This window comes from Halomonas sp. KM-1 (assembly GCF_000246875.1).
Taxonomy (GTDB): Bacteria; Pseudomonadota; Gammaproteobacteria; order Pseudomonadales; family Halomonadaceae; genus Halomonas; species Halomonas aerodenitrificans.
On sequence record NZ_BAEU01000088.1, the window covers coordinates 1 to 26,327 of the forward strand.

The following is a 26,327-nucleotide window of genomic DNA, read 5'->3' on the forward strand; positions in this document are numbered from 1 at the left end:
CGCGAGTCCACGCACAGGGCCTGCACCAGCGCACCTAGCATGCGGTCGCGGCCCGGCGCGGGCCGGCGGTATTCGGTGTCGATCTGCTCAACCAGCGTGGCCAGGCGGCCTGCCTGGGCCGTTTGTTCCAGCGGGAAGTAGTTGGCCTGGCGGAGCGCCTTGGCCTGCTCCTCGAGCTGCTGGCCGAGCTGTTCGGCCAGCGGCTGGGCCAGGGTGACGATATGTCCTTCGATATCCTGCGAGAAGCGAAAGCCGTGAATGCTCATGGCAGGCACCACGATGGCCAGCGGCCCCTGCAGGGCGTGCTGGGTGCCCTCCAGCTCCAGCTCGACCCGACCACTGGCGATGTGCAGCACATGGACCAGATCGGCATGCCGGTGGGGGCGGATGTGCCAGTCGTGCAGCCGGCTGCGCTCGGGGATCGATTCGCAGTGCAGCAGGTCGGGTGTCGGCCAGGGGTGGGTCTCGCCGTAGAGCTTGAATACGGGCACCGAGGCCGGGGGGGAGTTCGACATGGGGTCACCTGTACGACCAAAGTCGATAAAGAATGTGCGAAAAGTCCAACTATTGGTATTTATCTTGCCTTAATAGCCGCGCCTTTTCATTGAAAAATGCAACTCATATGTCGCCCCTGACAATAATGAGGCTTTTTTCATGAAGACCCAGGTAGCCATCATCGGTGCTGGCCCCTCCGGGCTGCTGCTCGGCCAGCTGCTGAGCCGCCAAGGCATCGACAACGTGATCCTCGAACGCAAGAGCGGCGAGTACGTGCTCAGCCGCATTCGCGCCGGCGTGCTGGAGCAGGGCATGGTCGATCTGCTGCGCGAAGCGGGCGTCGACGCACGCATGAACGCGGAGGGCCTGCCTCACGATGGCGTCGAGCTGGCCTTCGACAACCGACGCGTGCGCATCGATCTGGCCGGGCTGACCGGCGGCAAGACGGTGATGGTCTACGGCCAGACGGAAGTGACCCGCGACCTGATGGAGGCGCGCGAGGCCGACGGCGGCACGACGATCTACGAGGCCGACAACGTGCAGCCGCATGACCTCGAAAGCGACGCTCCCTACGTCACCTTCGACAAGAACGGCGAGACCGTGCGCCTCGACTGCGACTATGTGGCCGGCTGCGACGGCTTTCACGGCGTGTCGCGCCAGTCGATCCCCAAGGATCGCATCAAGGAGTTCGAGAAGATCTACCCGTTCGGCTGGCTAGGCCTGCTGGCCGATACGCCGCCGGTTTCCGACGAGCTGATCTACGCTCGTCACGAGCGCGGCTTCGCCCTGTGCAGCATGCGCTCGCCGACCCGCAGCCGCTACTACGTGCAGGTGCCCCTCGACGAGAAGGTCGAGGACTGGTCCGACGAGCGTTTCTGGGAAGAGCTCAAACGGCGCCTGCCCGAAGAGGTGGCGGCCAAGCTGATCACCGGCCCTGCGCTGGAGAAGAGCATCGCCCCGCTGCGCAGCTTCGTGGTCGAGCCCATGCAGTACGGCAGGCTGTTCTTGGTGGGCGACGCCGCCCACATCGTGCCGCCCACCGGCGCCAAGGGGCTCAATCTCGCCGCTAGCGACGTCAACACGCTCTACCGGCTGATGGTGAAGGTGTACCAGGAGGGCCGCACCGACCTGATCCCCAACTACTCGCAGACCTGCCTGAAGCGCATCTGGAAGGCCGAGCGCTTCTCATGGTGGATGACCTCGCTGCTGCACAAGTTCTCCGACGAGGAGGGCTTCGAGGCCCGCATGCAGCAGGCCGAACTGGACTACCTCACGGCTTCGGAGGCCGGCCTCAAGACCATCGCCGAGAACTACGTCGGGCTGCCCTACGAGTCGCTCGAGTAGCGCCTCTTTCGTGCTCCTCCTTGCCCGGGCCGTGGCGGTTGGCCCGGGCTTTTTCATGTCTGCCGAGACACTCGCTAAGACTAAGGTCGGGTTTGGAGCCCGGTCGCAACCCAGTACTCTCGATTCGATAACGAATAAGTGTGCGCTTTGCGAACAAATCCAAACGACGATCATTAGAGGTGGCGAAAATGAGTGGCGTGAAAAAGAGCTTGCTGAGAACGGCATGCCTGGCGGCATGTGGCGCAGGGCTGACGATGGCGGTCTCCGTCTCGACGGTGCATGCCAACGAGTGGCCGACCGGTGACGTGCGCCTGGTCGTGCCCTATGCGCCGGGCGGTACCACCGACGTACTGTCGCGTCGCGTGGCCGACCTGCTGCAGGATGAGCTCGACGCCAACGTGGTGGTGGAGAACCGGCCGGGCGCGGGTTCCACCGTGGCCACCGGTCGCCTGGCGCGCGGTGGGCGCGAAGCCGCTCATACCATTCTGATGGCCTCGCCCGGGCATACCATCGGGGCGGCGATCTATCCCGACCTCGACTACGACCCGGTCGAGGATTTCGTCTTCCTGCAGAACCTGATCGACATCCCCAACGTGATGGTGGTGCCGGCCAGCAGCCCCTATGACAGCGTCGAGGAGTTCGTCGAGGCGGCCCGCGAGCAGAACATGACCTTCAGCCACAGCGGTGTGGGCAGCTCCATTCACATGTCGGGAGAGCTGTTCAAGACGCTGACCGAGACCAATCTGACCGCCGTGCCGTTTGCCGGTAGCGGTGCCGCGCTTCCGGCTCTGCTGGGCGGTGACGTCAACGTCTCCTTCGAGAACATGCCCACCGTGCTGTCTCACATTCGCTCCGGCGACCTCAAGGCGCTGGCGGTGACCTCCGCCGAGCGTTCCGAGCATCTGCCCGACGTGCCCACCCTGGTGGAAGTCGGCGACTACAACCTGGACCAGTTCGTGACAACCGCCTGGTTCGGCCTGATCGCTCACGAGTCCTTCTCCGAGGAAGCCCAGGAGGCCATGCGCGAGGCGCTCGATGCCGTGATGCAGCGTGAGGAGTTCGTCAGCTTCGCGGACCAGTTGGGTGCCGAGCCGGGTCAAGTGGCCGGCGAGGAGTTCAAGCAGTTCGTCGCTCAGGAAGTCGAGCGCTGGCAGGAAGTGGCCGAACAGGCCGGTATCAGTCAGTAAGCGAGTCGACCGCTTTCACCGTTCGCTGAGGCGAGGCTCTGTCCTCGCCTCACCTGTCCTCTGGAGGGTGTCATGTCGTCCTCGTCGTCCAAGCGTGTCATGGCGATTCGCGACCCCGGAGACGTTCTCTCGGGGTGTGTGCTGCTGGTCGCTTCCGCCATCCTTTTGTTCTATCTGATACCCAACTACATCAGCGAGCCGCCCATCATGCAGAGCCCGCTGATGTCGCCGCGTTGGCTGCCGCGCATCGTGGGCGGGCTGATGCTGCTCTTCTCCTGCCTGCTGATCGTGCAGGGGCTGCTGGTGGACAACACCGACAAGGAGGATGGGCGCCGCATCGAGAAAGGGCCCCGGCTGCGTTTCGCCATGATGGCGGCGGCGCTGGTGGTCTATGTGGGGCTGTTCGAGTCGCTGGGTGCGGTGATCAGCGGCATCCTGGCCACGCTGATCCTGTTCGCCGCCCATCCGGTCAGGACCTGGTGGGTCTACAGCCTGGCCTTCGTGTTACCTGCCGCGGTCGCCTTCGTCTTCGTGAAGGTCATGAACGTGCCGCTGCCGCTGATGCCGTTCTGACGGCAGGCGCTACTGCCCCTGGGTGAATGCATGGATATGTTTTCGGAAGTCCTTCATCTCTTTCTCAGCCTGGACAACTTCCTGGCCATTGCGCTGGGGGTCGTCATCGGCGTCGTGGTCGGCTCGATTCCAGGACTGACCGCCACCATGGCGGTCGCGCTGGCGCTGCCGTTCACCTTCACCATGGAGCCGGTGGCGGCCATCCTGCTGCTGGTGGGGATCTACAAGGGCGGCATGTACGGCGGCTCGATCACGGCCATCCTGATTCGCACCCCGGGCTCGCCGGCATCCGCCTGCACCCTGCTCGATGGCTATCCCATGGCCCAGCAGGGCCACGCCAAGAAGGCGCTGAAGACGGCGCTCTACTCATCGGTGATTGCCGATTTCATCTCCAACATTGCGCTGATCTTCTTCGCCGCCTACCTGGCCAAGATCGCGCTCAACTTCGGTGCGCCGGAGTTCTTCTGGCTGATCTGCTTCTCGCTGACCATCATCATCTCGTTGGCCAGCGGCTCGATGATCAAGGGCCTGCTCGCCGCCTTGATGGGCATCCTGCTCTCGCTGGTGGGGCTGGACGAGGTCTACGGTTCCCAGCGCTTGACCTTCGGCAACTACAACCTGATGGATTCGATCTCGTTCATCCCGCTGCTGATCGGGCTGTTCGCCATTCCCGAGATCATCGAGTTCTACCGCAAGAAGGCGCTGCCGCACCTCAAGGCCAAGGCCAGCGGGGTGGGCATGACCCTGGCGGAGCTCAAGCGCTGCCTGAAGAGCATCATTCGCGGCAGCCTGATCGGCGTGATTATCGGGGCGATTCCCGGCACCGGGGCCACCGCCGCCGCGTTCATCTCCTACAGCGATGCCCGGCGCCGCTCGCCCAACCGCGACAACTTCGGCAAGGGTGAGGTGGAAGGTGTGGCCGCCTCGGAGGCAGGTAACAACGGGGTGGCCGGAGCGACCATGATTCCGCTGCTGTCGCTGGGCATTCCCGGCGACGTGATCACCGCCATCATCCTCGGTGCCTTCATGGTCCACGGCCTGACCCCAGGCCCGATCATGTTCCAGGAGAACCTGACGCTGATCTACGCGCTGTTCGTCGGCATCATGTTCAGTTCGCTGGTGCTGCTGGTGGTGGGCAACGGGGCGATCAAGTACTTCTCGCTGATCGCCGACATTCCCAAATCGATTCTCTTCCCCATCGTGCTGATGTTCTGCGTCTACGGTGCCTACGCGGTGAACAACGACACCTTCGACGTGTGGTTGATGCTGGGCTTCGGCGTGCTCGGCTACATCTTCAACCGGGCGGCGATACCGGCGGCACCGTTCTTGATCGGCTTCATTCTCGGGCCGATGTTCGAGGACAACCTGCGCCGCTCGCTGCTGATCGGGCACAACGATCTCTCGATCTTCGTGCGCGGTCCGATCACCTGGTTCTTCATCGCCCTGACGCTGGGTTCGATCCTGCTGGCGCTGTATCGCTATGCCGCGGCGCGCCGTCAGTCCGCCAGCGCCGCCACGACGCAGGAGAGCCCGTGAGTGGCATCGAGCGCACGAGAGCATCGCAAGAATCGGGAGAGGTGATATGGCGGGACCGCTGACAGGCCTGCGCGTGCTCGACCTGAGCCGCGTGATGGCCGGCCCCTGGTGCACCCAGATACTTGCCGACATGGGCGCCGAGGTGATCAAGATCGAGCGCCCGGTGAGCGGTGACGACACGCGCCACTGGGGCCCGCCCTGGCTGAAGGATCGCGATGGCAACGAGACCCGCGAATCCGCCTACTATCTCTCGGCCAACCGCGGCAAGCACTCGGTGACCGTGGATATGAGCAGGCCCGAAGGCCAGTCGCTGATCCGTGAGCTGGCCGCCGAGAGCGACATTCTGGTGGAGAACTTCAAGAGCGGTGGGCTGGCGCGCAAGGGGTTGGACTACGCCACTATGGAGGCCATCAATCCGGGGCTGATCTACTGCTCCATCACCGGTTTCGGTCAGACCGGGCCGATGGCCGCCCTGGCCGGCTACGACTACCTGATCCAGGCCCAGGGCGGCCTGATGAGCATCACCGGCGCGGCCGACGGCGAGCCCGGCGCGGGACCGCAGCGAGTCGGCATGGCGGTGGCGGACCTGACCACCGGCATGAACGCGACCATCGCCATTCTCGGCGCGCTGCATCATCGCCACCTGACCGGCGAAGGGCAGTACATCGACATGGCTCTGCTCGACGTGCAGGTGAGCTGGTTGGCCAACCAGGCGCAGAACTACTTCTGCAGCGGTACGCCGCCCACTCGTACCGGCGAGTACCATCCCAACCTGGTTCCCTATCAGCCGTTTCCCACCGCCGACGGCGAGAAGGTGATCATCGCAATCGGCAACGACGGCCAGTTCCAGCGCTTCTGCCAGGCGGTGGGGCGGCCCGAGCTGGCTGAAGACCCGCGCTTCGCCACCAACCCGGCGCGGGTGAGACATCGCCTCGAGCTGGTGAAGATCATGGTCGAGATCACCCGCAGCCGTACCGCTGCCGAGTGGATCGCACTGCTGGGCGAGATCGCAGTGCCTTGCGGACCGATCCAGAACGTTGCCCAGGTCTTCGACGACCCTCAGGTCAAGGCGCGGGAGATGCAGATCGAGCTGGAGTCGCGCCACGGGCCGGTGCCCGGCGTGGCCAACCCGATCAAGTACTCGCGTACCCGGCTGGAGTATCGCAAGGCGCCGCCGGCGCTGGGCGAGGATACCGACGCCGTGCTGGCGCGGCTGCTCGACAAGGCGCCGGAGGAGGTCGCCGAGTTGCGTCAGCGCGGTGTGATCTAGCGCGGATCAGCCGACGCTGACGCCGCCGCAGACGAACAGGGTCTGGCCGGTGACGAAGCCGCTGCGCTCGTCGCAGAAGAAGCTCACCGCCTGGGCCACGTCCTCGGGCTGGCCCATGCGTAGCGCCGGAATGTTGTCGATGATGCGCCGCGCGCGTTCGGAGTCCGGCGGGTTGTTCTCCCAGAAGGCGCTGGTGGCGATGGGCCCCGGGGCGACGCAGTTGACGGTGATGCCGTCGCCGGCCAGCTCCAGCGCCCAGGTGCGGGCCATGGATTGCAGCGCGCCCTTGGTCGCGCTGTAAAGGCTGCGTGCCTCCTTGCCCAGCACCACGCGGCTGGCGTTCATGACGATACGGCCATGGCGGCGCTCGCGCATGCCCGGCAGCAATGCCTGGGTGCAGACCAGCGCCGAGCGCACGTTGAGGTGCATCAGGCGATCGAAGTCCTCCACTCGGGTTTCATCGAGCAGCGCCGGCGCGACGATCCCCACGTTGTTGACCAGGCAATCCACGCTGTGACTCTCGACGATCTCGGCGAGTACCTCTCGGGTCGCTTCCACCTCGGCGAGGTCGACCAGGCGGGCATCGGCCCTCAGCGATTCCGCCTCGGGCTCGACGATATCCAGCACGATGGTGCGATAGCCGTCCTGTTGCAGGCGCAGCGCGATGGCCTGGCCGATGTTGCGGGCGCCGCCGGTGACGATTGCGCAGGGTTCGGTCATGGGGGGTGGTCCTTGCAAGAGCTTCCGGTTGGTGACGCTGCAGAGGGGGGGTAGATCGTACGCAATGCGTACATAAGTTCGTTTCAAGGCTGAAGGTTGCGCCCTATCGCCACAATGCGACCTTCGTCTTGAGCGTTGATGGGTGACCTCAAAGCCCCCGCAGCCCGGCCGATATACCTCTGTTACCATTTGCAAACATGATCATCGGCGTCGGGTGGGGTCATGCTGTCGTGAGGCCTACTTTCTCGAGAAGTGGCGACATCAGGGGGCGGGTGAGCAATGAATACACCACTAGCGCGTAGGTGGCGGGTCGAGAGCGACACTGACTTGGGAGCGGACTCGCGACGATTCTGGCTGGCCAACTGCTTCTTGATCATCGTTGCGCTGACCTCCCTGGCGTATGCCTTGATCAACTTCTTCTACTTCAAGGCTATCCCTTTGGCGGTCGTCGAGCTGGGGTTCTTCGTCATCGTCGTGTTGGCGCTGACGGACATGCGCATCAACCGTAACATCGAGCGATCGGCTTGGGTGACGGTCCTGTCCTGCGGTGTCCTCTCTGCCTTCTTCTTCTGGTATGTTCAGGCGGGTGTCTCTGCAGCGGTATGGACGGTTTTCTTTGCTATCGTCAACTTTTTCCTGCTCGGCACACGCAAGGGTTTGCCCGTTTACTTGGTTTTTTTCGCAGTCATCCTGTCATTGACCCTGAGCTACCGAAACGACTGGCCGGCGCTGTCTGGGGCCGCCCTGACCAATATCCTCGGCGCGATGATGGTCTTCGGGGCCGCGGCGTATTACCAGGAACGGTCCCGGGAAGCCGCCCACGATAGAATCGAAACGCTAGCCAACCAGGACAGCTTGACCGGCATCTCGAACCGCCGCCATTTCTTACAGCGCTTCGAGCGGGTTCGCCAAGCTCTGTGCGACCTGGATCGTCCGTATGCTCTCGTTCTCATCGATATCGACAACTTCAAGGCGATCAATGATGCCCACGGGCATGCCGTCGGGGACCAGGTCATCATCGCCGTCACCCAGCGGTTGCTTTCGGCCGTCCGTGCACAGGATCTGGTAGCCCGGTTGGGGGGAGAGGAGTTCTGTGTCCTGCTTTACGACTGCGGGGACAGTGCTGCCTTGCGCCGCGCCGAGAAGCTTCGGCTGGCCGTGGGGGCGGAACCTGTGTCGGTGGAAAGTCAGCGTGTACACGTGACGATCAGTGCGGGTGTCGCTGTCGGGGACCCGCAATCTCAAGGGTTCAACGAGATGTTTGCGGATGCGGACAGGCACCTCTATGCCGCCAAGGCAAAGGGGCGCGACCAGGTGGTGGATCAGCTGTAGTCCTGATGCCGTTTGGCTTCGGGGCATTCGGTATTGCTTCTTCGCTTTCGTCAGCGACGCCCGCAGGCCCAGGGGCGCCGCATCGGAAGTCCAGCTTTGTGGGACTGTTTCGTGTGATGCGTCTAATCTCCGTGAAATCTGGCGATGCTTCCCACCGGTTCACGCTCGGTGATGAAGTGGTTCTCCGGTGCCTCGGGGTCTTCGTGGCCCACGGCGATGGCGCACAGCACCAGCTCGCTGTCGGCCAGCCCCAGCTGTTCACGGATGATCCGGTGATACCAGGCCAGCGCGGCCTGGGCGCAGGTGTGTAGGCCCTGGCCTCGGGCGGAGGTCATCAGGCTCTGGATCAGCATGCCGGCATCAATGTAGCTGCCGGTCTCGAGGCGTCGGTCGATGGTCACGATCATGGCCACCGGGGCGTCGAAGAAGTGAAAGTTGCGGCGCATCTGTTCGTGGCGCCGGGCCTTGTCTTCACGCCTTATGCCAAGGGTCTCGTAGAGGCCGTAGCCGCAGCGCTGGCGGCGCTCGCGATAAGGTTCGAACCACTGGGTGGGGTAGTAGGTGTACTCGGGTTGATGCTCCTCGCCGCTGTCGAAGGCGGCGAGAATGGCAGCGCTGAGCCGGTGCAGTGCTTCGCCCGCCACCACGTGAACCTGCCACGGCTGGATGTTGCTGCCGCTGGGCGCGCGCCCGGCGACTTCTACGATATGGGCCAGCGTGTCGCGGCTGACCGGGTCGGGCAAGAAGCGGCGAACGGACTTGCGGCTGCGGATGGCGTCGTCGACGTGCATGCAGTGCTCCTCATGAAGCTGCCGGACCGCTGGCGGAGCGGTCCGGCAGGTGCTCAGGAATTGACCAGATGACAGCCGCTCTGCGCCAGCGGCAGGAAGGCCTCATCTCCCGGGATGGTACGTACGATGCGGTAGAGATCCCACTCGCCTTCGGATTCGGCGGGTGACTTCACTTCTACCAAGTACATATCGTGGACCATGCGCCCATCCTCGCGGATCACGCCGTTGGAAGTGAACATGTCGTTGACCGGCGTCTCGCCCATCCAGGCGCGCAGCGTGGCGGCATCGTCCGTGCCGGTGGCCTCGATGGCGTTGAGGTAGTGCATGGAGCTCGAATAGACACCTGCCTGGACCATGGTCGGCATGCTGCCCATGCGCTCGTAGTAGCGCTGGGCCCAGGCGCGGGCCTCGTCGTTCATGTCCCAGTACCAGCCGGTGGTGAGCTGCATGCCCTGAGTGGTCTCCAGCCCCAGCGCATGGATGTCGTTGAGGAAAACCATCAGTCCTGCCAGGGCCTGACCCGACTCCGCCAGGCCGAACTGGCCGGCGGTGTTGATGGCGTTGACCGTGTCGGCGCCGGCGTTGGCCAGGCCGACGATCTTCGCCCCGGAGCCCTGGGCCTGCAGCATGTAGGAGGAGAAGTCGGCGGTGTTGAGCGGGTGGCGCACCTTGCCCAGAACCTGGCCGCCGCTCTCTTCCACCACCTTCTCCACATCGGCCTCCAGTGAGTGGCCGAAGGCGTAGTCGGCGGCGATGATGTACCAGCTGTCGCCGCCCTCTTCGACAATGGCCCGGGCCGAGCCGTTGGACATGGCGTGGGTGTCGTAGACCCACTGGATGTGGCTGGGCGTGCAGTGCTCATTGGTCACGCTGAGCGCAGCGGCGCCGGACACCATGCCGATCTTGTCGTGCTCGGCCAGCAGACGGGTGGCAGCGATGGTTACCGACGAGGCGACCAGCCCCGCCACCATGTCGACGTTGCGCTGGTCGATCCACTCGCGCACGGTGTTGGCGCCCACGTCGGCGCTGTTACGGTCGTCGGCGCTGAACACTTCGATGGGGGCGCCGTGAATGCTGCCGCCGTGGTCCTCCACGGCCATGCGCAGCGCCTCCAGCCCGCCGGGGCCGGCCAGGTCGCGGTAGGGGCCGGACATGTCGGCGAGATAGCCGATGCGGATCGCGTCATCGCTGATCTCGGCCTGGGCAGTGCCGGCAACAAGGGCCACGGTCAGGCCCAGCAGGCCGCTTTTCAGGGTGAATTGGCGTTTTGCGGACATACGAACTCTCCTACCTCGTCGCATGACGAGGCTATTTGTTGTTGGCGTTATGGGGTCGTGCGTCGTGATGGGGTGCGTTTGGGCTCTGGGTGGTTCAGCTCTCCTCGCGCTCGGCGTTGGGTGCTTCCTGCATGGCGATAGCCTCCAGGTCCTTCTGGAACTTGTTGAGGTAGTGCAGCAGGCTCACCGTCTCGTCGAAGGTGAAGTTGGCGAGCCCCTGGGCATAGAACTCGTGGATCTTCGGCTGCAGGCTCTCCCAGAAGGCGCGGCCTTTATCGGTGAGCAGGATCAGCCGGGCGCGCTTGTCGTCGGGATGGGGGATGCGCTTGACGTGGTCGTCCCGCTCCAGCCGCTTGAGCACGCCGTCGAGGTTCTGGCGGCTGACGATCAGGTACTCGGTGAGCTGATTGAAGGAGATGCCGTCCTCATATCCCTTGCGCGACAGGGCGCCGAGCACGGCCCACTGGACCGTACTCAGGCCGACCTGGCCCACCGTCTGCTTCTGCAGGATGTTGCTGGCCTGGAAGAGACGGAAGAACAGCCGGTTGGCTACGCTCTTGTCGTCCTGAATCGCCATCGATGGCACTCCTTTGTCGAGCAGCGCCGCCAGGCGGGAGTCAGGGCGTCCGGTCGCGATGAGGCTGGTCATCTGGGCACCGCCTGGCGAGCGATGATGTTTTTCATGATCTGGGCGGTACCGTCGCCGATCTGCAGCCCCAGCACGTCGCGCATGCGCTGGGAGAAGGGCATGTCCTCGCCCCAGCCGGTGTGGCCGTGGGCCAGCATGCACTGCTTGATCACGTCGAAGGCAAGCTTCGGCCCCCACCACTTGTTCATTGCCGCCTCGCTGGTGTGGGGCAGTTCGTTGTCCTTCAGCCACAGCGCGTAGTAGCACTGCAGACGGGCGGCCTGAACGTAGGTCTGGTACTCCGCCAGCGGATGGGTCAGGCCCTGGAAGGCGGCGAGCTTGTGGCCGAAGGCCTCGCGCTCGGTGAGCCACTGCCAGGTTTCGTCCAGCGACTGCTGGGCCACCGCCAGGCACTGCAGGCCGATCAGCGCGCGGCTGTAGTCGAAGCCCTGCATCACCTGCTTGAAGCCCTGACCCTCGTCGCCGAGCATGTGATCGGCCGGTACCGCGACATTGTCGAAGAAAATCGAGCCCCGGCCAATGGCGCGCTGCCCCGAGTCCTCGAAGCGGCTGGTGGAGATGCCGGGCGAATCCATCGGCACCAGGAAGGCGCTGATGCCGCTGGCGCGCTGTTCCTGGGTGCCGGTGCGGGCGAACACCACCGTCACGTCGGCCTGGTCGGCCATGGAGATCGAGGTCTTCTCGCCCGTGAGCAGGAAGCGCTCGCCGTTGCGGGTGGCCTTGAGCTTGAGGTTGGCCGCATCGGAGCCCCCGTGGGGCTCGGTCAGCGCGATACAGGCGATCTTGCGCCCGGCGGTGATGCCGCCGAGCCACTCCCGGGCCAGCTCGGGGCGGGCGTAACGGGCGATGATCTGGCCATTGAGCGAGGCCAGCAGCGGCAGGTAGGCGACGTTGAAGTCGCCGCGGGCGATCTCCTCGACGATGATGCCGCTGGTCACGCAGTCCAGGCCGCTGCCGCCGTACTCCTCGGGCAGTTCGCCGCCCAGGCAGCCCATCTCGCCAAGCTGGGCGACGATTTCGCGCTCGATGCGCGCCTCCTGCTCGCGGGCTCGGTAGCGCGGGGCCAGGGCGTCGGCTGCCAGCCGCGCCACGCTCTCGCGAATGGCCTGCTGCTGTTCGGTAAAGGCAAAGTTCATGCTGTCGTCCTCGCGGCAGGGGCCGTCACTTGTAGAACTTCCTGAACTCGGGCCGGCGCTTCTCCTTGAAGGCGGCCACCCCTTCCCGCGACTCGTCGGTGTCGTAATAGAGGCTCAGCGCCTGCATGCCCATGGCGCCGATGCCGGCAATGTTCTCGCTGTCGGCATTGAACGAGCGCTTGGCGATGGAGAGCGCGGTGGGGCTTTTCTCGAGTATCTCGTCGCACCACTGGCGCACCTCCTCGTCGAGCCTGTCGGCGGGTACCACGGCGTTGGCCAGGCTCCACTCCAGCGCCTGGGCGGCGCTGTACTTGCGGCACAGGTACCAGATCTCGCGGGCGCGCTTCTCACCGATCACCCGCGCCATGTAGGCGGTGCCGAAGCCCGGGTCCACCGAGCCCACCTTGGGGCCCACCTGACCGAACACGGCGTTCTCCGAGGCGATGGTCAGGTCGCACACCAGTGCCAGCACGTGACCGCCGCCGATGGCGAAGCCCTGCACTCGGGCGATGACCGGCTTGGGTACCTGTCGGATCAGCGTCTGAAGCTCCTCCACCGGCAGGCCGATGATGCCGCGGCCGTCGTACTGGCCCTCGTGGGCGCCCTGGTCGCCGCCGGTGCAGAACGCCTTGTCGCCGGCGCCGGTGAGCACGATCACCCCCACCGACTTGTCCCAGCCGGCGCGGTTGAAGGCGTCGAGCAGTTCCATGCAGGTCTGGCCGCGGAAGGCGTTGTAGCGCTCCGGACGGTTGATGGTGATGGTCGCCACGCCGTCGGTGACGTCATAGAGAACGTCTTCGTAGTTCGGTGTCTGCAGTGTCATGAGTGTCTTCCTGAAAGCGTTGTGGGGCTGAAAGCGTCGCGGGGGCGTCAGCCCGCCATCGTGAGGCCGCCGGAAACGCTGATTACCTGGCCGGTGATGAAATCGGCGTCGTCGCTGGCGAGCAGGGCGATGATCCCCGGGTAGTCCTCAGGCTGGCCGATACGGCGCATGGGCACCGCGTTGCGGAACGCCTCAAGCAGCTTCTCCGGGTCGCGTGAGGTCTCGGCAAAACCCTGCAGCAGCGCAGTGTCGGTGGGGCCCGGGCAGACCACGTTGAGGGTCACGCCCTTGGTCGCGAGCTCCCGGGCCAGGGTCTTGCTCAGCCCCAGCAGGCCGGCCTTGCAGGCGGCGTAGACTGCCTCGCCGGAGGAGCCGACCCGGGCGGCGTCGGAGGCGACGTTGATCACCTTGCCGCCGCCGGCCTCGATCATCCGCGGCAGCACCACGTGGTGCATGTTGAGCGCGCCGGTGAGGTTCACCGCGATCAGCGACTCCCACAGCGCCGGCTCGGTCTTGAGGAACGGCATGAAGCGATCGAAGCCGGCGTTGTTGACCAGTACCCGCGGCACGCCAAGTTCGGCCTCGATACGCTCGATCGTGTCGACGATGGCAGCGTAGTCGGTGATGTCGGCGCCATAGGCGCGGGCCTGGCCGCCGGCTTCGGCGATCACCACCACGGTGCGACGGGCGGCGTCGAGATCGCGGTCGAGCACCGCCACCTTGCTACCTTCCGCGGCGAAGCGGCGACACACCGCGCGGCCGATGCCGCCGCCGCCACCGGTGACGATGACGGTCTTGTCTTGAAGTCCTCTCATGCAGCTCTCTCTCGTTGCGGATTGGATGAGCGGTGGCCTCGCGTCACGCCACGCTTTGGCCGGCCTGCTCGCGCAGCTTGAATTTCTGAATCTTTCCTGACGGCGTACGCGGCAGCTCGTCGAGCACCACGAGGAACTCAGGCTGGTACTGGCGCGTCACCTGGCGCTCACTGAGAAAGGCGGTGATATCCGCCAGCGTCAGCGACTCGATGCCTTCCTTGAGGCTCACGTAGGCGCACAGGCGCTCGCCGAGGCGTTCGTCGGGACGACCCACCAGGGCCACCGCCTGGATCGCCGGGTGCTGGTAAAGCGCGTTCTCGATGTCGACGATGGGGATGTTCTCGCCGCCGCGGATCACCACATCCTTGGAGCGCCCGGTGATGCGCACGTAGCCCTGCTCGTCGAGGCGGGCCAGGTCGCCGGTGGGAAACCAGCCTTCGGCGTCGACGCCATAGAGCTCGGGCTGCTTGAAGTAGCCGACGAACAGGCTGGCGCCGCGAACATAGAGCGGCCCCTCCTGGCCGGGTGGCAGGGTATTGCTCTCCAGATCGGTGACTTTCAGCTCCATGAAGGGCAGGGGCAGGCCGTCGGTGTGCACCGCGCGTGAGGGGTCGTCACCAGGGCGGGTGGTGGTCACCGCGCCGTTCTCGGTCATGCCCCATGCGGAGATGATGCGCGTCGGCAGGTTGCGTGCGGCCTTCTCCACCAGCGGGCTGGGGATCGGTGCGCCAGCGCACATGAAGAGCTTGAGCGACTGCAGGTCGGGACCGTGGGCCTCGGCCTGCTCGGCGATGTCGGCCAGGAAGGGCGTGGAGCCGAGCATCAGGCTGGGCCGCTCGGCACGAATGATGTCGACGGCCTCGGCCGGTTTCCAGGTGTCCTGCAGCACCGCGGTGGCTTGGAGGTAAACGGGCAGCATCAGGCCGTAGAGAAAGCCGAGCTGGTGCGCCAGCGGCGAGGGCATGAACACCGTGTCGTCGTTGCCCAGCCCCAGCCGGGTGGCGAAGGGGCGGATGTGGCTCATCAGGGTGTTGGAGGTGTGCATCACCCCCTTGGGCTTGCCGGTGGTGCCGGAAGTGTAGAGCAGCTGCACCACGTCGTCGCCGCCAGGGCGGCGTTCGCGGAACAGCGCGGCGGTATCCGTTTCCCGCTCCCAGGCGCGCTCCAGCAGGGTGTTCTCGAAGCTGTCCGGGCCCTCACCGCCTACCACCAGCACCTGCTCGAGGGCGGTGAGTTCGGCCTTCAGGTCTCGGGCCATGGCGGCATGATCGAAGCCGCGAAACACTCCGGGGACGACGAATACCTTGCTCTCGGCCTGGGCCAGCATGAAGCGCAGCTCGTGTTCGCGGAAGATCGGCATCAACGGGTTGAGCACCGCGCCGATGCGGATACAGGCCAGGTGCAGCGCAGTCATCTGCCACCAGTTGGGCAACTGGCAGGAGACCACGTCACCCTTGGCCACGCCCAGACCGGCCAGGCCCGCCGCCATGCGGGTGACCTTCTCGTTCAGTTGGGCGTAGGTCAGCGACGCATGAGTTCCATCGGCCATGCGGTAGGTGACGATGGCCTGGCGGTCGGCGGCGCTGGTCACGGCCTCTTCCAGATAATCCGTCAAGAGCATGTCATTCCAGGCGCCTAGAGCGATCATCGCTTGCCTGCGCTCGGGAGTCAGATTCGTCTCGATAGCCATACGAGCTCCTGATGTTGCCGTTGTTTCGTTGTTGTGGCGGGCGCCGGTGCTTGGTGCGGCTCGGCGCGTCTTGAGAATCAAGCTAGGCGAGTCGAAATTTTATGTCAACACATTGTCTTTTATTTCGGTTTGGCTAAACTCTCTCCATGAGCTATCGATGCCGTGAAGAAGAAGCTGTGACAACAAGTTGTCAGTAATGCTGCGATGAGCCGGTCCTTTATCACACAGCGAGACGAGCCATGAGCCGAGCCGTAACCTTGATTCGCGAGGGCGACTGCGCGCGGATCACCCTGTTCAACCCGCCGGTCAATGCTCTGACCCAGCGGCTGCGCAGCGAGCTGCGCCAGGCCCTTATCGAAGCCGAGAACGACCCGAAGGTGAGGTGGATCCTGCTCAAGGCGGGAGGCCGCTGCTTCTCGGCGGGCGCCGACATGGGCGAGCTCGACCGACTGCATGAGGCGCCCTCCCTGCCGCAGCTGACACTGGCCATCGAGAGCGGGATCAAGCCCTGTGTGGCCTGGCTGCACGGGGCAGTGCTCGGCGGCGGCCTGGAGCTGGCCATGGCCTGCCACTACCGGTTAGGCCCCCCCGAGCTGCGCCTGGGGTTGCCGCAGATCGCCCTGGGCTTGATACCTTGCGCCGGCGGCACCCAGCGGCTGCCCCGGCTGATGGGGCTGGCCGCCGCGCTGCACCTGCTGCTCTCGGGTGAGACCATCGGGGCGACCCAGGCACGGCGGCTGGGGCTCATCGATGCCGTGACGCCGCGGCTGCACGTGGAGGCGCAGCAGCAGGCCGAGGCGTGGAAACTGGTGGCGCAGGGGGTGAGACGAACCCGCGACCGACGCATCAAGGTACCCGTTGCCGATGCGGCCGGTTGGCTCGAGCGCCAGTACCGCGCGCTGTCTGACGAGGCGCGCGACAACCCGGCCTGCGCCAGACTGTTCGAAGTGTTGAAGACTGCCGTTTATCAACCCTTCGACGAAGGGCTGCGCCGCGAATGGGCGCTGCATCTGGAGTGCCTTTCCCTGCCGCAGCTGCGGGAGCGCGCCGAGGCACGGCTGGCAGCACGGCGTCACGGTCGGCGTGCCCCGCGTCATCAATGGGCACGAGAGGGCTAGTCGGGACACTTCTCGTACCCGGGCTCTCAAACCGGGAGAGGCCTATCTCCTTCGCCCCGATGGTCTACTTTTCGAATAGCGCCAAGAAACGGCGTAACCGAATAACAAGGGGGGAGAAATGGAGACGAGGGAATATACGGCGATAGATATCGGCCAGAAGCTCAGCCTGGTCGATGAGCAGTGGTCGCCGAGAGTCGTGGCAGAGATGAACGACTACCAGTTCAAGGTCGTGAAGCTTCAGGGTGAGTTCGTCTGGCACGACCACCCTGACACCGACGAAACCTTCATAGTCATCAAGGGCAATTTGCGCATCGACTTTCGCGACGGTGCGGTGCATCTGACAGCGGGGCAGATGTTCGTCGTTCCCAAGGGCGTGGAGCACAAGCCATATGCCGAGGAGGAAGCGGAAGTGATGCTGATCGAGCCGCGCGGGGTTCTCAATACCGGCAATGCGGGAGGCGAACGCACTGCCTTGAACGACGTCTGGGTGTGAGCGGCATGACGCCGCAGTAGGGATGCAACCGGATAAGCAAGGAAGAGACATGCAGCTTGAGCGGGATGGAGAAACCGTAGACGTCATCGTGGTAGGAGCGGGATTGGCGGGGCTTTCCGCGGCACGTGAGCTGGAAGCCGCGGGGCTGAGCTGCCAGGTGCTGGAGGCGCAGGAAACTCCCGGCGGGCGAGTCCGTTCGTCCGTGGGAGAGAATGGCCATCCGATGGAAGACGGAGCCCAGTTCCTGAACCGGGACATGACGGCACTCGTCGAGCTGGTGCACGAGGCCGGACTGGAGCTGGTGGCGGGCGGAGCGGAAGGAGAGACGGCGGGGCTCGGTTCACGGGGCTTCATCGAGGCCGATACCTGGCTGAACGAACTGAGTGACGCCTGGCCCGGCCTGGTCTCGTCGGCGGGTTTACGCAGTGGCCGCTCGGATCGGACCGTCACGGAGCTGATCCGCAAGGTCACGGCTGACCCCCAGGGGCTCGCGCTCATGCAGAGCTCGCTTTGCGAACTGCTGTGCCATGCACCCAGCGAGCTCAGCGCCCAGGCGGTGCTGGGAATTTTCGCAAGATACGATTCGGCGCGAGAGGACGGCGAGTATCAGGTGGCAGGTTCGCTCGATGCCCTCGTTGCCTGGCTTGCCGAAGGCCTTTCTCGCGCTCCTCGTTACGACACGGCCGTTACGGCGGTGACGAGAGGGGCAGCAGACGGGAAAGGCGGCTTTGATGTCATCACCCCAACGGGGGCCTATCGTGCTGCTGTTGGCGTCATCCTGGCGGTGCCGCCGCTGGCCGCTCGCGAGATCGAGCTGCCCCCGCCGCTGGCCGATGAGCTCCGCCCCGCCCTGGAGAGCTTCGTTCCCGGTGCCATGGTCAAGACCACTCTCGTGTATCGCCGTGCCTTCTGGCGTCAGCCATCCGGTTGGGGAAGGGCAGCGCCGCTCAGTGAAATCGTTTGCCTCGAACCAATGGGCACGACGCTGATGGATACCACCAAGCCAGGGGAGGAGTCGGCGCGGTTGACTCTTTTCACCGGCGGGCACCGTGCGCGCGACCTGGCGCTGGCAGATCGGGGGGAGCGGCGTGCGTATGCGATAGAGATGCTCGCCGGGATTTTCGGTGAAGATGAGGCAGGCCAACCCCTCGACTTCACCGATGCCGTCTGGGTGCAGCATCCTTGGTGTGGCGGCGGATACAACGCGCATGTTCGTTTCGGGGGCCTGCCGGATGCCGCGGCTCGGCTGCGCCAGGTAGAGGGAGGGCTGCAGTTCGCCTGCTCGGAGATTGCCGAGCGCTTCCCTGGCTACATGGAGGGGGCGCTGAGTGCGGGCAAGAGCGCCGCGGCTCGCCTGATCCGAACGCGCGGTTCGAAAACTTAGCTTACTTATTAATTTTTTCTTATGCTGTGGTCAGGCATTGGGTGCGAGAGGAGAGCGGATCATGGCAACCGACATCACCACGTCGCGGCGTGAAGGCGGCATCGAGCTGCTCAGAATCAGCTGCCCCGAGCGGCGCAACATCCTCGATGAAGCGAGCTACACGCGACTGATCGAAGCGCTCGATGCGGCCGAGGCGGACGCCGCGGTCAAGGTGCTGGTCATCACCGGCAGCGAGAACTGCTTCACCGCCGGCAACGACCTGAATGACTACAAGGCGCTGGCGGATGCCGAAAGCGTGCCGGCCATCGCCTTCTTGCGCCGCCTGCGCGCCTTTCCCAAGCCCGTGGTGGCTGCCGCCGAGGGGCTGGCGCTGGGTCTCGGCACGTCGATCCTGCTGCACTGCGACTTCGCCTATGCCGGCCAATCGACCCGCTTCTGCCTGCCTTTCGTCAACCTCGCCCTGACGCCGATGGGCGCTACCACCTACCTGCTGCCTCGCCTGGTCGGCAGCAAGGCCACCACGGCGATGCTGATGCTGGGCCAGCCGTTCACCGCGGCCCGTGCCGGTGAGTTGGGCCTGATCACCGATGTCGCTCCCGACGGCAAGGCACTGATGCAGGCGCTGGACTGCGCCGAACGGCTCGTTGCCAAGCCCTTCGATACGCTTCTCGCCATCAAGGCGCTGCTGCGTGAGGGTGACGAAGCTGCCGTCGAAGACGCTTTCGCCAGGGAGGAGCGACGCTTGCTCGAGCGCTGCGGCTCGCCGGAGGCCCAGGGTGCCATCGACGCCTTCTTTGCCAAGCGTGGCCGCTGAACCATGCTGCGCAGCCTGATCTACGATGCCCTGATTCTGAAGCTGACTGCCCGCTGGTACGCCGCGGTGCTCGAACGGCTGCCCGAGGAGGCGGCCCTGCTGGACGTCGGGGTCGGCACGGCCGGGGCGCTGGCGGCCAACGCCGAGACGGTGAGGCGCAAGGGGCTGCGCATCACCGGTATCGACATCGATGCCGACTACATCGATCGCGCCCAGCGCCGGCTGGAGGAGGAGGCGCTCTGCGCCCATGCCGAGGTGCGTCTCGAGTCCGTCTACGATCATAGTGGCGGCCCCTACGATGCGGCCTATTTCTCCGCCAGCCTGATGCTACTGCCGGAGCCCGAGCGGGCGCTTCGCCACTGCGCGACGCTGCTGAACCCGGGCGGACGGCTCTATTTCACCCAGACCATCCAACTGCGACCCTCCCGTGGGATGGAGTGGCTCAAGCCCATGCTCAAGCGGCTCACCAGCATCGACTTCGGCCGGGTGACCTACGAGGACGCCTTCAAGGCGCAGCTCGACGCCGCCGGCCTGCGGCTCGAGGAGTTCACGGTGCTGTCGCGAAGCGGCAGCCGGGCATCGTGCCTGGCGGTGGCGACGACAGCACATCAGTCTTGAACCAGACTGCAAGGGATCGAGTGGCAAGGAGGCGTTATGCGCAAGGCCAGGAAGGCTCTCACTGACAACCCGATGCTGGTCGTGACGGTGCTCCTGATCGTCGGGGCACTGCTCGAATACCTGCTGCACGAGCCCAGACTGGCCATGAGCCCGGGGATGGCAACGTTTCTGGGCTTGGTGCTCATCTCTTATCTGTTGCATGAAGGCTATTTGCCGAACGAGGTTCGCGTGCCCGGGCTCGGGTTCTCGATTTCGGTCAAGTCGGGGCCGGGCTCCAGCAGGAGCAAGCGGCGGGAGACCGTCAGGGATGAGGTGTTCGGACTCGACCTGGCGGGCGAGGCGCGGGAGAGCGGCTCCAACGACGACGGGTATTGGTATCGCTTCAAGAACGGGCTGCAGGTGGCGCGCTCGCATGTGGTGCTGCGGGAGGCCCGTGAGTGGGTCGAGTTTCCCCGACCGTTCTCGTCCAGGCCGACGGTCGTCGTCAATGGTGCCGATTTCGAGCGCGACTCGATTACCTGCGAAGGCTTCACGATGTGTCGCCTCGACAAGGCCGAAGACGCCCAAGAGGCCTACTACCTGGCGCTTGGCGAGTGCGGGAAAAACTGACACTCCGGCCCGCTACGGATAGCGCCCACTGCGGCGGTTCTCCACCAGCACCTCGAGGATGGCGTTGGCCACCTGCATGATCGGTGAGGGTGAATCGGCCTCGGTATCCTGCTCCTACTAGCGGTGCCGCTTATCCGGCGTTGCGGATTGGCACACGGCTCAGGGTGTTGTTCTCGTCGGCTAGGCGCTGGAGCAGCCGACACAGGGTCTCGCGTTCCTGTTCGTCAAGGGGGCCGAGAATATCGTCCTGGGCCTGAAGCACGGCGGCTTCGGCCTCCATGCGCAAGGCCTCGCCCGCGTCGGTGAGGGTGACCAACATGGAACGGCGATCCTCGGGGTTGCGCCGTCGGGTGACCAGGCCGCGCTCTTCGAGCTTTTTGACCACCACCGCCACGGTATTGCGGTCGAGAGCGGTATAGCCGCCCAGGGTGATCTGGTCCAGTGAGCCCTTCTCGTCCAGGGCGGAGAGGATCACATACTGCAACTGGGTCAGGTTGTACTCCTCGCACTTCCTGAGGAAGATTGCCACGCTGATCTGGTGGCAGCGCCGCAGCAGGTTGCCGGGAAGCGAGTTGGCCTTGGTAAGGGGCGTTCCGGTCATTGTCACGGATCCTGGAAAGTGAAAAATCATAAGCCGCGGCCTTGGGGGGTGGCCACGGCTCCTTCTATGGTACCGACAAGTGGTGCTGGAGGATCACTCTGCGTGAGGGTGATTCTCCGGCAGGGCATCTACAAAGGCCGGCAACTGCAGACAGTTGGCATAGATGGCCTGCAGCGTAGGGTAGCGCGACATGTCGACGTCGAAGCGGCGGTTGTTGGCCATCTGGGCAAATAAGCAGATGTCGGCCAGTCCGGGGGCGTCACCATAGCAAAACTCGCCGCGGCGGGTATCGTCGACCAGTTGCTGCTCCAGGGGGGCGAAGCCCTGGTCGACCCAGTGGCGGAACCACTCGATCACTTCGTCTTCGCTGATGCTCAGCGCTTGGTCCAGATACTGGAGTATCCGCAGGTTGTTGACCGGGTGAATGTCGCAAGCGATGGCCTGGGCCAGTGAGCGGATCCAGGCGCGATTCAGCGGATCGCTGGGCAGCAGTGCGGGCTCGGGCTGGGTTTCCTCCAGGTACTCGATGATTGCCAGGGACTGGCCGAGCACCGTGCCGTCGGCGAGCTGCAGGGCCGGCACCAGGCCCTGCGGGTTTAGCGTGAGGAACGCTTCCGAATGGTGCTGCTTGTCGCGCAGCACATAGGAGACTTGCTCGTAGACCAGCCCTTTGAGGTTCAAGGCCGCGCGGACCCTGACCGAGGCGGAGCTGCGGAAGAAATTGTGCAGAACCAGGCTCATATGCCCTCCCGCGGTGCCGCGATGGTGATTGAATGTTTGCCCACGCCGTCGACTCCGCCGGTGACCTTGTCGCCCACCTGCAGCGGGCCCACGCCGGCCGGGGTGCCGGTGTAGATCAGGTCCCCTGGCTGGATGCGCATGGAGTGGGAGAGGATGGAGACGATCTCCTCCACGTCCCAGATCAGGTCGGCGATGTCCTGGTCCTGTTTGATCTCGTCGTTGACGGCGAGCCAGATGCGGCCGGTGGTGGGGTGACCGATCTCGCTGGCCTTGCGGATCGGCGAGATCACGGCGGACTCGTCGAAGGCCTTGCCCCAGTCCCAGGGCCGCCCCTTCTCACGTGCCTCGAGCTGCAGGTCACGGCGGGTGAGGTCGTTGCCGGCGGCGTAGCCGTAGATGTATTCCCGCGCCTTGTCGGTGGGGATCTGGAAGCCAGCCTTGCCGATGGCCACCACCAGCTCCATCTCGTAGTGGAAGTTCTGGGTCTCCGGCGGATAGGGCACCTCGCTGCCGTCGGGCACGATGGCGTCGGCCGGTTTGGTGAAGAAGAACGGGAATTCCCGGCTCGGGTCGCGGCCCATCTCGCGGGCGTGGGCCTCGTAGTTGCGGCCCACGCAGAAGATGCGGCGCACCGGGAAGCGCTGGTCGTCCCCCTGGATGGCGACGCTGGTGACGGGGTGGGGAGCGAAGACGTAGTCGGTCATGGTTGTTTGCCTCTTGTTCAGGGTGTCGGTCGTTATCAGTGGGTGTCGCGTTTCTCGCGCCAGATCCCCAGCTTCTGCTGGGCGACGCGGTCGGAGTAGCTGAACAGCACGGCGTCCTCGTCGGCCTCGTGGACCACCGGGTACCAGCTGGGCACCACGAAGATGTCCTTGGGCTTCCACTCGAAGGTCTTGTCGCCGATGGTGGTGCGGCCGGTGCCCTCGATGACGCTGAACACCGTGGCATCGGTGGAACGGTAGCCAGCGGTCTTGAAGCCCTTGGGCAGCAGCTGCACGAAGGGGGCAATCGTCGGCATGGCGAAGCCGCCATCGACTGGATTGGTGTAGCGCATCTTCAGGCCATGGCAGGGATCCCATTCGTCGCGCTGGCGCATGGTTTCCAGCGCCTCGCGAGTGCGCGCATAGGGGTAGTTGAAGATCGGCGAGGCCAGGCCCTTCTTTTCGAAGTCCACCGGCAGCATGTTGGCGCCGTAGCGGGCCAGGGAGTCGCCGGTGGGCTTGGTGATCGCCTGAGTGTCCTCGCCGAGTCCCTCGGCGAAGGAGGCGTCGAACAGCGAGAGCATGGGGATGTCGAGGCCATCCATCCAGATCATCGGCCGTTCGGACTCGTTGCCGTGGTCGTGCCAGGTCCAGGGTGGGGTGATCACGAAGTCGCCCTCATGCATCAGGGTGCGCTCGCCGTTGACCGCGGTGCAGGCGCCGCCGCCGTCCATGACGAAGCGCAGGGCCGACTGGCTGTGGCGGTGGGCTGGGGCCACCTCGCCAGGCAGCACCAGCTGCAGGCCGGCGTAGAGTGAGGTAGTGATGCGGCTCTGGCTGCGCAGGCCGGGGTTCTCCAGGATCAACACCCGACGCTCGGCCTCCTTTGCGGTGATCAGCTCACCGGCCTCCATCAGCAACCGCTTGGCCGTGTCGAACTCCCAGAGGTGCGGCACGCAGGCACTCTTGGGAGTCGGGGTGATGATGTCGCTCAGTACGTTCCACAGGGCGCTGAAGTCCTGCCTGGCGATCTTCTCGTAGTAGGCCTCGCGCTCGGGTGAGCTCTGGGGCTTTTCGGTCAGAGACATGGGGTGTCCTCCTGCAGGTTCAGGCGTCTTGTGAGGTGGTGACGTTGCTCAGGCCGCTGCCGCCGTAGAGCCACTCGATGCGGTTGTAGAAGTCCTCGGGCGTCATGGCACGCAGGGTGGCGTTGCGCATCGCTGCCTTGCCGCCGTCCGCGTGGTAGATGTATTCGCCCATCAGCCGCGAATAGGTCTGCACCCTGGCGGTGCGGGCGAAGCGGTCGTTGCGATAGGCTTCGAAGGCCTCGCCGAGATCCGGCTTGTCACCGAGGTGGTAGGAGAGGCAGACGGCGTCTTCCATGGCCATGCAGGCGCCCTGGGCCATGTACTGCAGCATGGGGTGAGCAGCGTCGCCGAGCAGCACCACCCGGCCGTCGATCCAGTGCTCGTTGGGGTCGCGGTCGCAGAGCACCCACATCTTCCAGTCCTGACCGTGCTCGATGATCTGGCGTGGGCGTTCCGCAATATGGGCGAAGCCACGATGGACCTCCTCCTTGGTCACCGGCTTGCCGGCCACCGGCTCGGGGGCATCGTTGTGGTAGGTCACCACCAGGTTGTAGACCTCGCCGCCCTTGAGGGGGTAGTGGACGATATGGCACTTGGGCCCGGCCCAGAGGGTGGCGGCGTTCCAGCGCAGCTCCTCGGGCATCTGCTCGGTAGGGATCACCGAGCGGTAGGTGGTATGGCCCGATACCCTCGGAGCGCCGTCGCCGATCACCTTCTGGCGGATCGGCGACCACAGACCCTCGGCGCCGATCAGGGCACGGCCGCTGAAGCGCTCGCCATTGGCGAGAATGGCGGTGATGCCATTGGCGTCCTGCACGTAGTCCTCGACCCGTGAGTCGGTGCGCAGCTCGACCCGCTCGTTGGCCTCGCAGGCGTCCAGCAGCACCTTGTGCAGATCGGCGCGATGCACCACAGCGTAGGGGTTGTTGAAGCGCTCACGGAACGTTTCGTCCAGGGGGATGGCGGCGATCCGGCGATCCTCCATGGCGTCCATAAGTAGCAGATTGTCGATATACACCGCCTTGGCGCGAGCTTCATCGCCAATGCCCAGGTAGTCGAAGGCGTGGAAGGCGTTGGGGCCGATCTGAATGCCGGCGCCGATCTCGCCCAGCTCGGGGGCCTGCTCCAGGACCAGGGAGGGGATGCCTTGGCGAGCGAGGCCGAGGGCGGCGGCCAGGCCGCCGATGCCGCCGCCGGCAATCAGAATGGTGTCTTGGCTCATGATGTGCCTCTCTCTTGTGAGCAATGCATGGTCTATGGGTCTAGCGGAAGACCGTCACGACCCAGGGGTTGAGGATGGTGGCGACGATGACCAGGCAGGCTGCCAGGATGAAGGGGGTAATCCACAGGGTGATGCGCTGCAGGCTGACGTTGCTGATTGCCGAGGCCACATAGAGGCCGGCGCCCACCGGCGGCGTCAGCAGGCCCAGGGTCAGGGTCATGCAGGTGACGATGCCGAAGTGGATGGGGTCAATGCCGTAGCTGCCTTGGGCCACCGGCAGCAGGATCGGCACCAGGATGATCAGGGCGGCGATGCCGTCGAGCACCATGCCCACCACCAGCAGCATCAGGAACACCAGCAGCATGAAGACCAGCGGGCTCTCGGTGGCGCCCTGCATCAGGCCGGCCACCTGCTGGGGGATCTGGTTGTAGACCAGCACCCAGCCAAAGGCCTTGGCCGCGGCGATCAGAAACAGCACGATGGCGGTGTTGCGTGCAGTGCGTGCCAGGACCCCGGGGAGGTTCTCGGCCTTGAGGTCGCGAAACACCACGCCTCCGATGATCAGTGCCATCAGGGTGGCGGCCGCCGCCGACTCGGTAGGTGTGACGATGCCGAAGGCGATGCCGCCGACGATCACCAGCGGGATGCTCAGGGTCAGGAGAGCATTGCGAGTGGCCAGCCAGCGGTCGATGGGCTCGCGTGCCTCGGCCGGAGCCTTGCGGGCGCGGCGGGCGACCAGCGCGATCAGGCCGCTGATCAGTACGAAGAGTGTAAGCCCCGGCAGGATGCCGCCCATGAACATGGCGCCGATGGAGACCTGGGCGATGACGCCGTAGATGATGAAGATCATCGACGGTGGGATGATCGGGCCGAGCAGACCGGCGCCGGCCGTCAGGGCCGCGGCGAAGCCTTTGTCGTAGCCGTCGCGGGCGAGCTCCGGCGTCATCACCCGGCTCATGATGGCGATCTGTGCCGTGGCCGAGCCCATGATGGAGGCGAGCATCAGGTTCGAGGTCAGGGAGACGTAGGCGATGCTGTGGGGAATCCAGGCGAACCAGGCGCGCGCCGCCTGGATGATGCGCCGCGTGATGCCGCCCTCGTTCATGATTTCGCCGAGCAGGATGAACAGCGGGATGGCCAGCAGATCGAACACTTCGAGCGAGCCGAACAGCACCTGGGGCAGCCCCTCGAGGATGCGGTAGTTGCCGCTGTTGATCACGAAGGCAAAGGTCGAGGCGAGTAGCACGAATGCGATCGGCATGCCCAGCAGCATCAGTAGGATAAAGACGGCGAGAGTCAT

General features: G+C 65.0%; 27 protein-coding genes. 12 read left to right on the plus strand and 15 right to left on the minus strand.

Annotated elements, in window-relative coordinates:
• The coding region (locus B8115_RS09570; protein WP_010627568.1) for an AraC family ligand binding domain-containing protein at positions 1-515 on the minus strand (515 nt) is incomplete at its 3' end.
• Between the two features lie 139 nt (positions 516-654).
• Between B8115_RS09570 and pobA the strand changes: the two genes are divergently transcribed.
• The 5 genes from pobA to B8115_RS09595 all read left to right on the plus strand — a co-directional run bounded on the left by pobA (position 655) and on the right by B8115_RS09595 (position 6,405).
• Entirely contained in the window at positions 655-1,839 is a 1,185-nt protein-coding gene (gene pobA / locus B8115_RS09575) for a 4-hydroxybenzoate 3-monooxygenase (protein ID WP_010627569.1), read from the plus strand.
• Positions 1,840-2,027: 188 nt separating this feature from the next.
• A complete protein-coding gene (locus B8115_RS09580) occupies positions 2,028-3,026 on the plus strand; it encodes a tripartite tricarboxylate transporter substrate binding protein (protein WP_035590679.1) in 999 nt (332 codons plus the stop codon).
• 72 nt (positions 3,027-3,098) lie between these two features.
• The gene (locus B8115_RS09585) at positions 3,099-3,599 is read left to right on the plus strand and encodes a tripartite tricarboxylate transporter TctB family protein (protein WP_010627571.1); all 501 of its coding nucleotides are present in this window, start codon (positions 3,099-3,101) and stop codon (positions 3,597-3,599) included.
• Between the two features lie 30 nt (positions 3,600-3,629).
• On the plus strand, positions 3,630-5,135 hold the full coding sequence (locus B8115_RS09590) for a tripartite tricarboxylate transporter permease (protein WP_026038017.1): 1,506 nt from the start codon (positions 3,630-3,632) through the stop codon (positions 5,133-5,135).
• Between the two features lie 46 nt (positions 5,136-5,181).
• A complete protein-coding gene (locus tag B8115_RS09595) occupies positions 5,182-6,405 on the plus strand; it encodes a CaiB/BaiF CoA-transferase family protein (RefSeq protein ID WP_010627573.1) in 1,224 nt (407 codons plus the stop codon).
• A gap of 6 nt (positions 6,406-6,411) precedes the next feature.
• Here B8115_RS09595 and B8115_RS09600 read toward each other — a convergent pair whose 3' ends face one another.
• Positions 6,412-7,125, minus strand: coding sequence for an SDR family NAD(P)-dependent oxidoreductase (locus B8115_RS09600; protein WP_010627574.1), 714 nt, complete (start codon positions 7,123-7,125; stop codon positions 6,412-6,414).
• Between the two features lie 279 nt (positions 7,126-7,404).
• Here B8115_RS09600 and B8115_RS09605 point away from each other — a divergent pair, with 279 nt between their 5' ends.
• A complete protein-coding gene (locus tag B8115_RS09605) occupies positions 7,405-8,457 on the plus strand; it encodes a GGDEF domain-containing protein (protein WP_010627575.1) in 1,053 nt (350 codons plus the stop codon).
• 122 nt (positions 8,458-8,579) lie between these two features.
• On the opposite strand, the gene B8115_RS09610 is transcribed toward B8115_RS09605, so the two are convergent.
• The 7 genes from B8115_RS09610 to B8115_RS09640 all read right to left on the minus strand — a co-directional run bounded on the left by B8115_RS09610 (position 8,580) and on the right by B8115_RS09640 (position 15,638).
• The gene (locus tag B8115_RS09610; RefSeq protein WP_010627576.1) at positions 8,580-9,248 is read right to left on the minus strand and encodes a nitroreductase; all 669 of its coding nucleotides are present in this window, start codon (positions 9,246-9,248) and stop codon (positions 8,580-8,582) included.
• Positions 9,249-9,301: 53 nt separating this feature from the next.
• Positions 9,302-10,525, minus strand: a complete 1,224-nt coding sequence (locus B8115_RS09615) for an ABC transporter substrate-binding protein (protein WP_010627577.1) — start codon at positions 10,523-10,525, stop codon at positions 9,302-9,304.
• A 94-nt stretch (positions 10,526-10,619) separates the two neighbouring features.
• Positions 10,620-11,174, minus strand: coding sequence for a MarR family winged helix-turn-helix transcriptional regulator (locus B8115_RS09620; RefSeq protein WP_010627578.1), 555 nt, complete (start codon positions 11,172-11,174; stop codon positions 10,620-10,622).
• Positions 11,171-12,310, minus strand: coding sequence for a cyclohexanecarboxyl-CoA dehydrogenase (gene aliB / locus B8115_RS09625; RefSeq protein WP_010627579.1), 1,140 nt, complete (start codon positions 12,308-12,310; stop codon positions 11,171-11,173). Before aliB ends, B8115_RS09620 begins: the two co-directional genes overlap by 4 nt.
• A gap of 25 nt (positions 12,311-12,335) precedes the next feature.
• Positions 12,336-13,133 (minus strand): enoyl-CoA hydratase-related protein, encoded by a 798-nt coding sequence (locus tag B8115_RS09630; RefSeq protein ID WP_010627580.1) that lies wholly within the window; start codon positions 13,131-13,133, stop codon positions 12,336-12,338.
• A 47-nt stretch (positions 13,134-13,180) separates the two neighbouring features.
• Entirely contained in the window at positions 13,181-13,948 is a 768-nt protein-coding gene (locus B8115_RS09635; RefSeq protein ID WP_010627581.1) for an SDR family NAD(P)-dependent oxidoreductase, read from the minus strand.
• Between the two features lie 43 nt (positions 13,949-13,991).
• Entirely contained in the window at positions 13,992-15,638 is a 1,647-nt protein-coding gene (locus B8115_RS09640) for an AMP-binding protein (protein ID WP_010627582.1), read from the minus strand.
• A gap of 239 nt (positions 15,639-15,877) precedes the next feature.
• Between B8115_RS09640 and B8115_RS09645 the strand changes: the two genes are divergently transcribed.
• From B8115_RS09645 to B8115_RS09670, 6 genes are all read left to right on the plus strand, one after another.
• Positions 15,878-16,756 carry an enoyl-CoA hydratase-related protein gene (locus B8115_RS09645; protein ID WP_010627583.1) on the plus strand — a complete coding sequence of 293 codons (879 nt, stop codon included), beginning with the start codon at positions 15,878-15,880 and terminating at the stop codon, positions 16,754-16,756.
• A 118-nt stretch (positions 16,757-16,874) separates the two neighbouring features.
• Positions 16,875-17,249 carry a cupin domain-containing protein gene (locus tag B8115_RS09650; protein WP_010627584.1) on the plus strand — a complete coding sequence of 125 codons (375 nt, stop codon included), beginning with the start codon at positions 16,875-16,877 and terminating at the stop codon, positions 17,247-17,249.
• Positions 17,250-17,298: 49 nt separating this feature from the next.
• Positions 17,299-18,633, plus strand: coding sequence for an FAD-dependent oxidoreductase (locus B8115_RS09655; protein ID WP_010627585.1), 1,335 nt, complete (start codon positions 17,299-17,301; stop codon positions 18,631-18,633).
• 61 nt (positions 18,634-18,694) lie between these two features.
• On the plus strand, positions 18,695-19,447 hold the full coding sequence (locus B8115_RS09660) for an enoyl-CoA hydratase/isomerase family protein (RefSeq protein WP_010627586.1): 753 nt from the start codon (positions 18,695-18,697) through the stop codon (positions 19,445-19,447).
• 3 nt (positions 19,448-19,450) lie between these two features.
• Entirely contained in the window at positions 19,451-20,065 is a 615-nt protein-coding gene (locus tag B8115_RS09665; protein WP_010627587.1) for a class I SAM-dependent methyltransferase, read from the plus strand.
• A gap of 36 nt (positions 20,066-20,101) precedes the next feature.
• A complete protein-coding gene (locus B8115_RS09670) occupies positions 20,102-20,674 on the plus strand; it encodes a hypothetical protein (RefSeq protein ID WP_010627588.1) in 573 nt (190 codons plus the stop codon).
• Positions 20,675-20,804: 130 nt separating this feature from the next.
• On the opposite strand, the gene B8115_RS09675 is transcribed toward B8115_RS09670, so the two are convergent.
• The 6 genes from B8115_RS09675 to B8115_RS09700 form a co-directional block, all read right to left on the minus strand.
• Positions 20,805-21,275 (minus strand): MarR family winged helix-turn-helix transcriptional regulator, encoded by a 471-nt coding sequence (locus tag B8115_RS09675; protein WP_010627589.1) that lies wholly within the window; start codon positions 21,273-21,275, stop codon positions 20,805-20,807.
• Between the two features lie 93 nt (positions 21,276-21,368).
• Positions 21,369-22,016 (minus strand): maleylacetoacetate isomerase, encoded by a 648-nt coding sequence (maiA, locus tag B8115_RS09680; RefSeq protein ID WP_010627590.1) that lies wholly within the window; start codon positions 22,014-22,016, stop codon positions 21,369-21,371.
• On the minus strand, positions 22,013-22,720 hold the full coding sequence (locus B8115_RS09685; RefSeq protein ID WP_010627591.1) for a fumarylacetoacetate hydrolase family protein: 708 nt from the start codon (positions 22,718-22,720) through the stop codon (positions 22,013-22,015). Before B8115_RS09685 ends, maiA begins: the two co-directional genes overlap by 4 nt.
• A 35-nt stretch (positions 22,721-22,755) precedes the next feature.
• Entirely contained in the window at positions 22,756-23,805 is a 1,050-nt protein-coding gene (gene gtdA / locus B8115_RS09690; protein ID WP_010627592.1) for a gentisate 1,2-dioxygenase, read from the minus strand.
• A 19-nt stretch (positions 23,806-23,824) separates the two neighbouring features.
• Positions 23,825-25,027: a 3-hydroxybenzoate 6-monooxygenase gene (locus B8115_RS09695; RefSeq protein ID WP_010627593.1), complete on the minus strand. Its 1,203-nt coding sequence runs from the start codon at positions 25,025-25,027 to the stop codon at positions 23,825-23,827.
• Between the two features lie 40 nt (positions 25,028-25,067).
• Positions 25,068-26,327, minus strand: coding sequence for a TRAP transporter large permease (locus B8115_RS09700; RefSeq protein ID WP_010627594.1), 1,260 nt, complete (start codon positions 26,325-26,327; stop codon positions 25,068-25,070).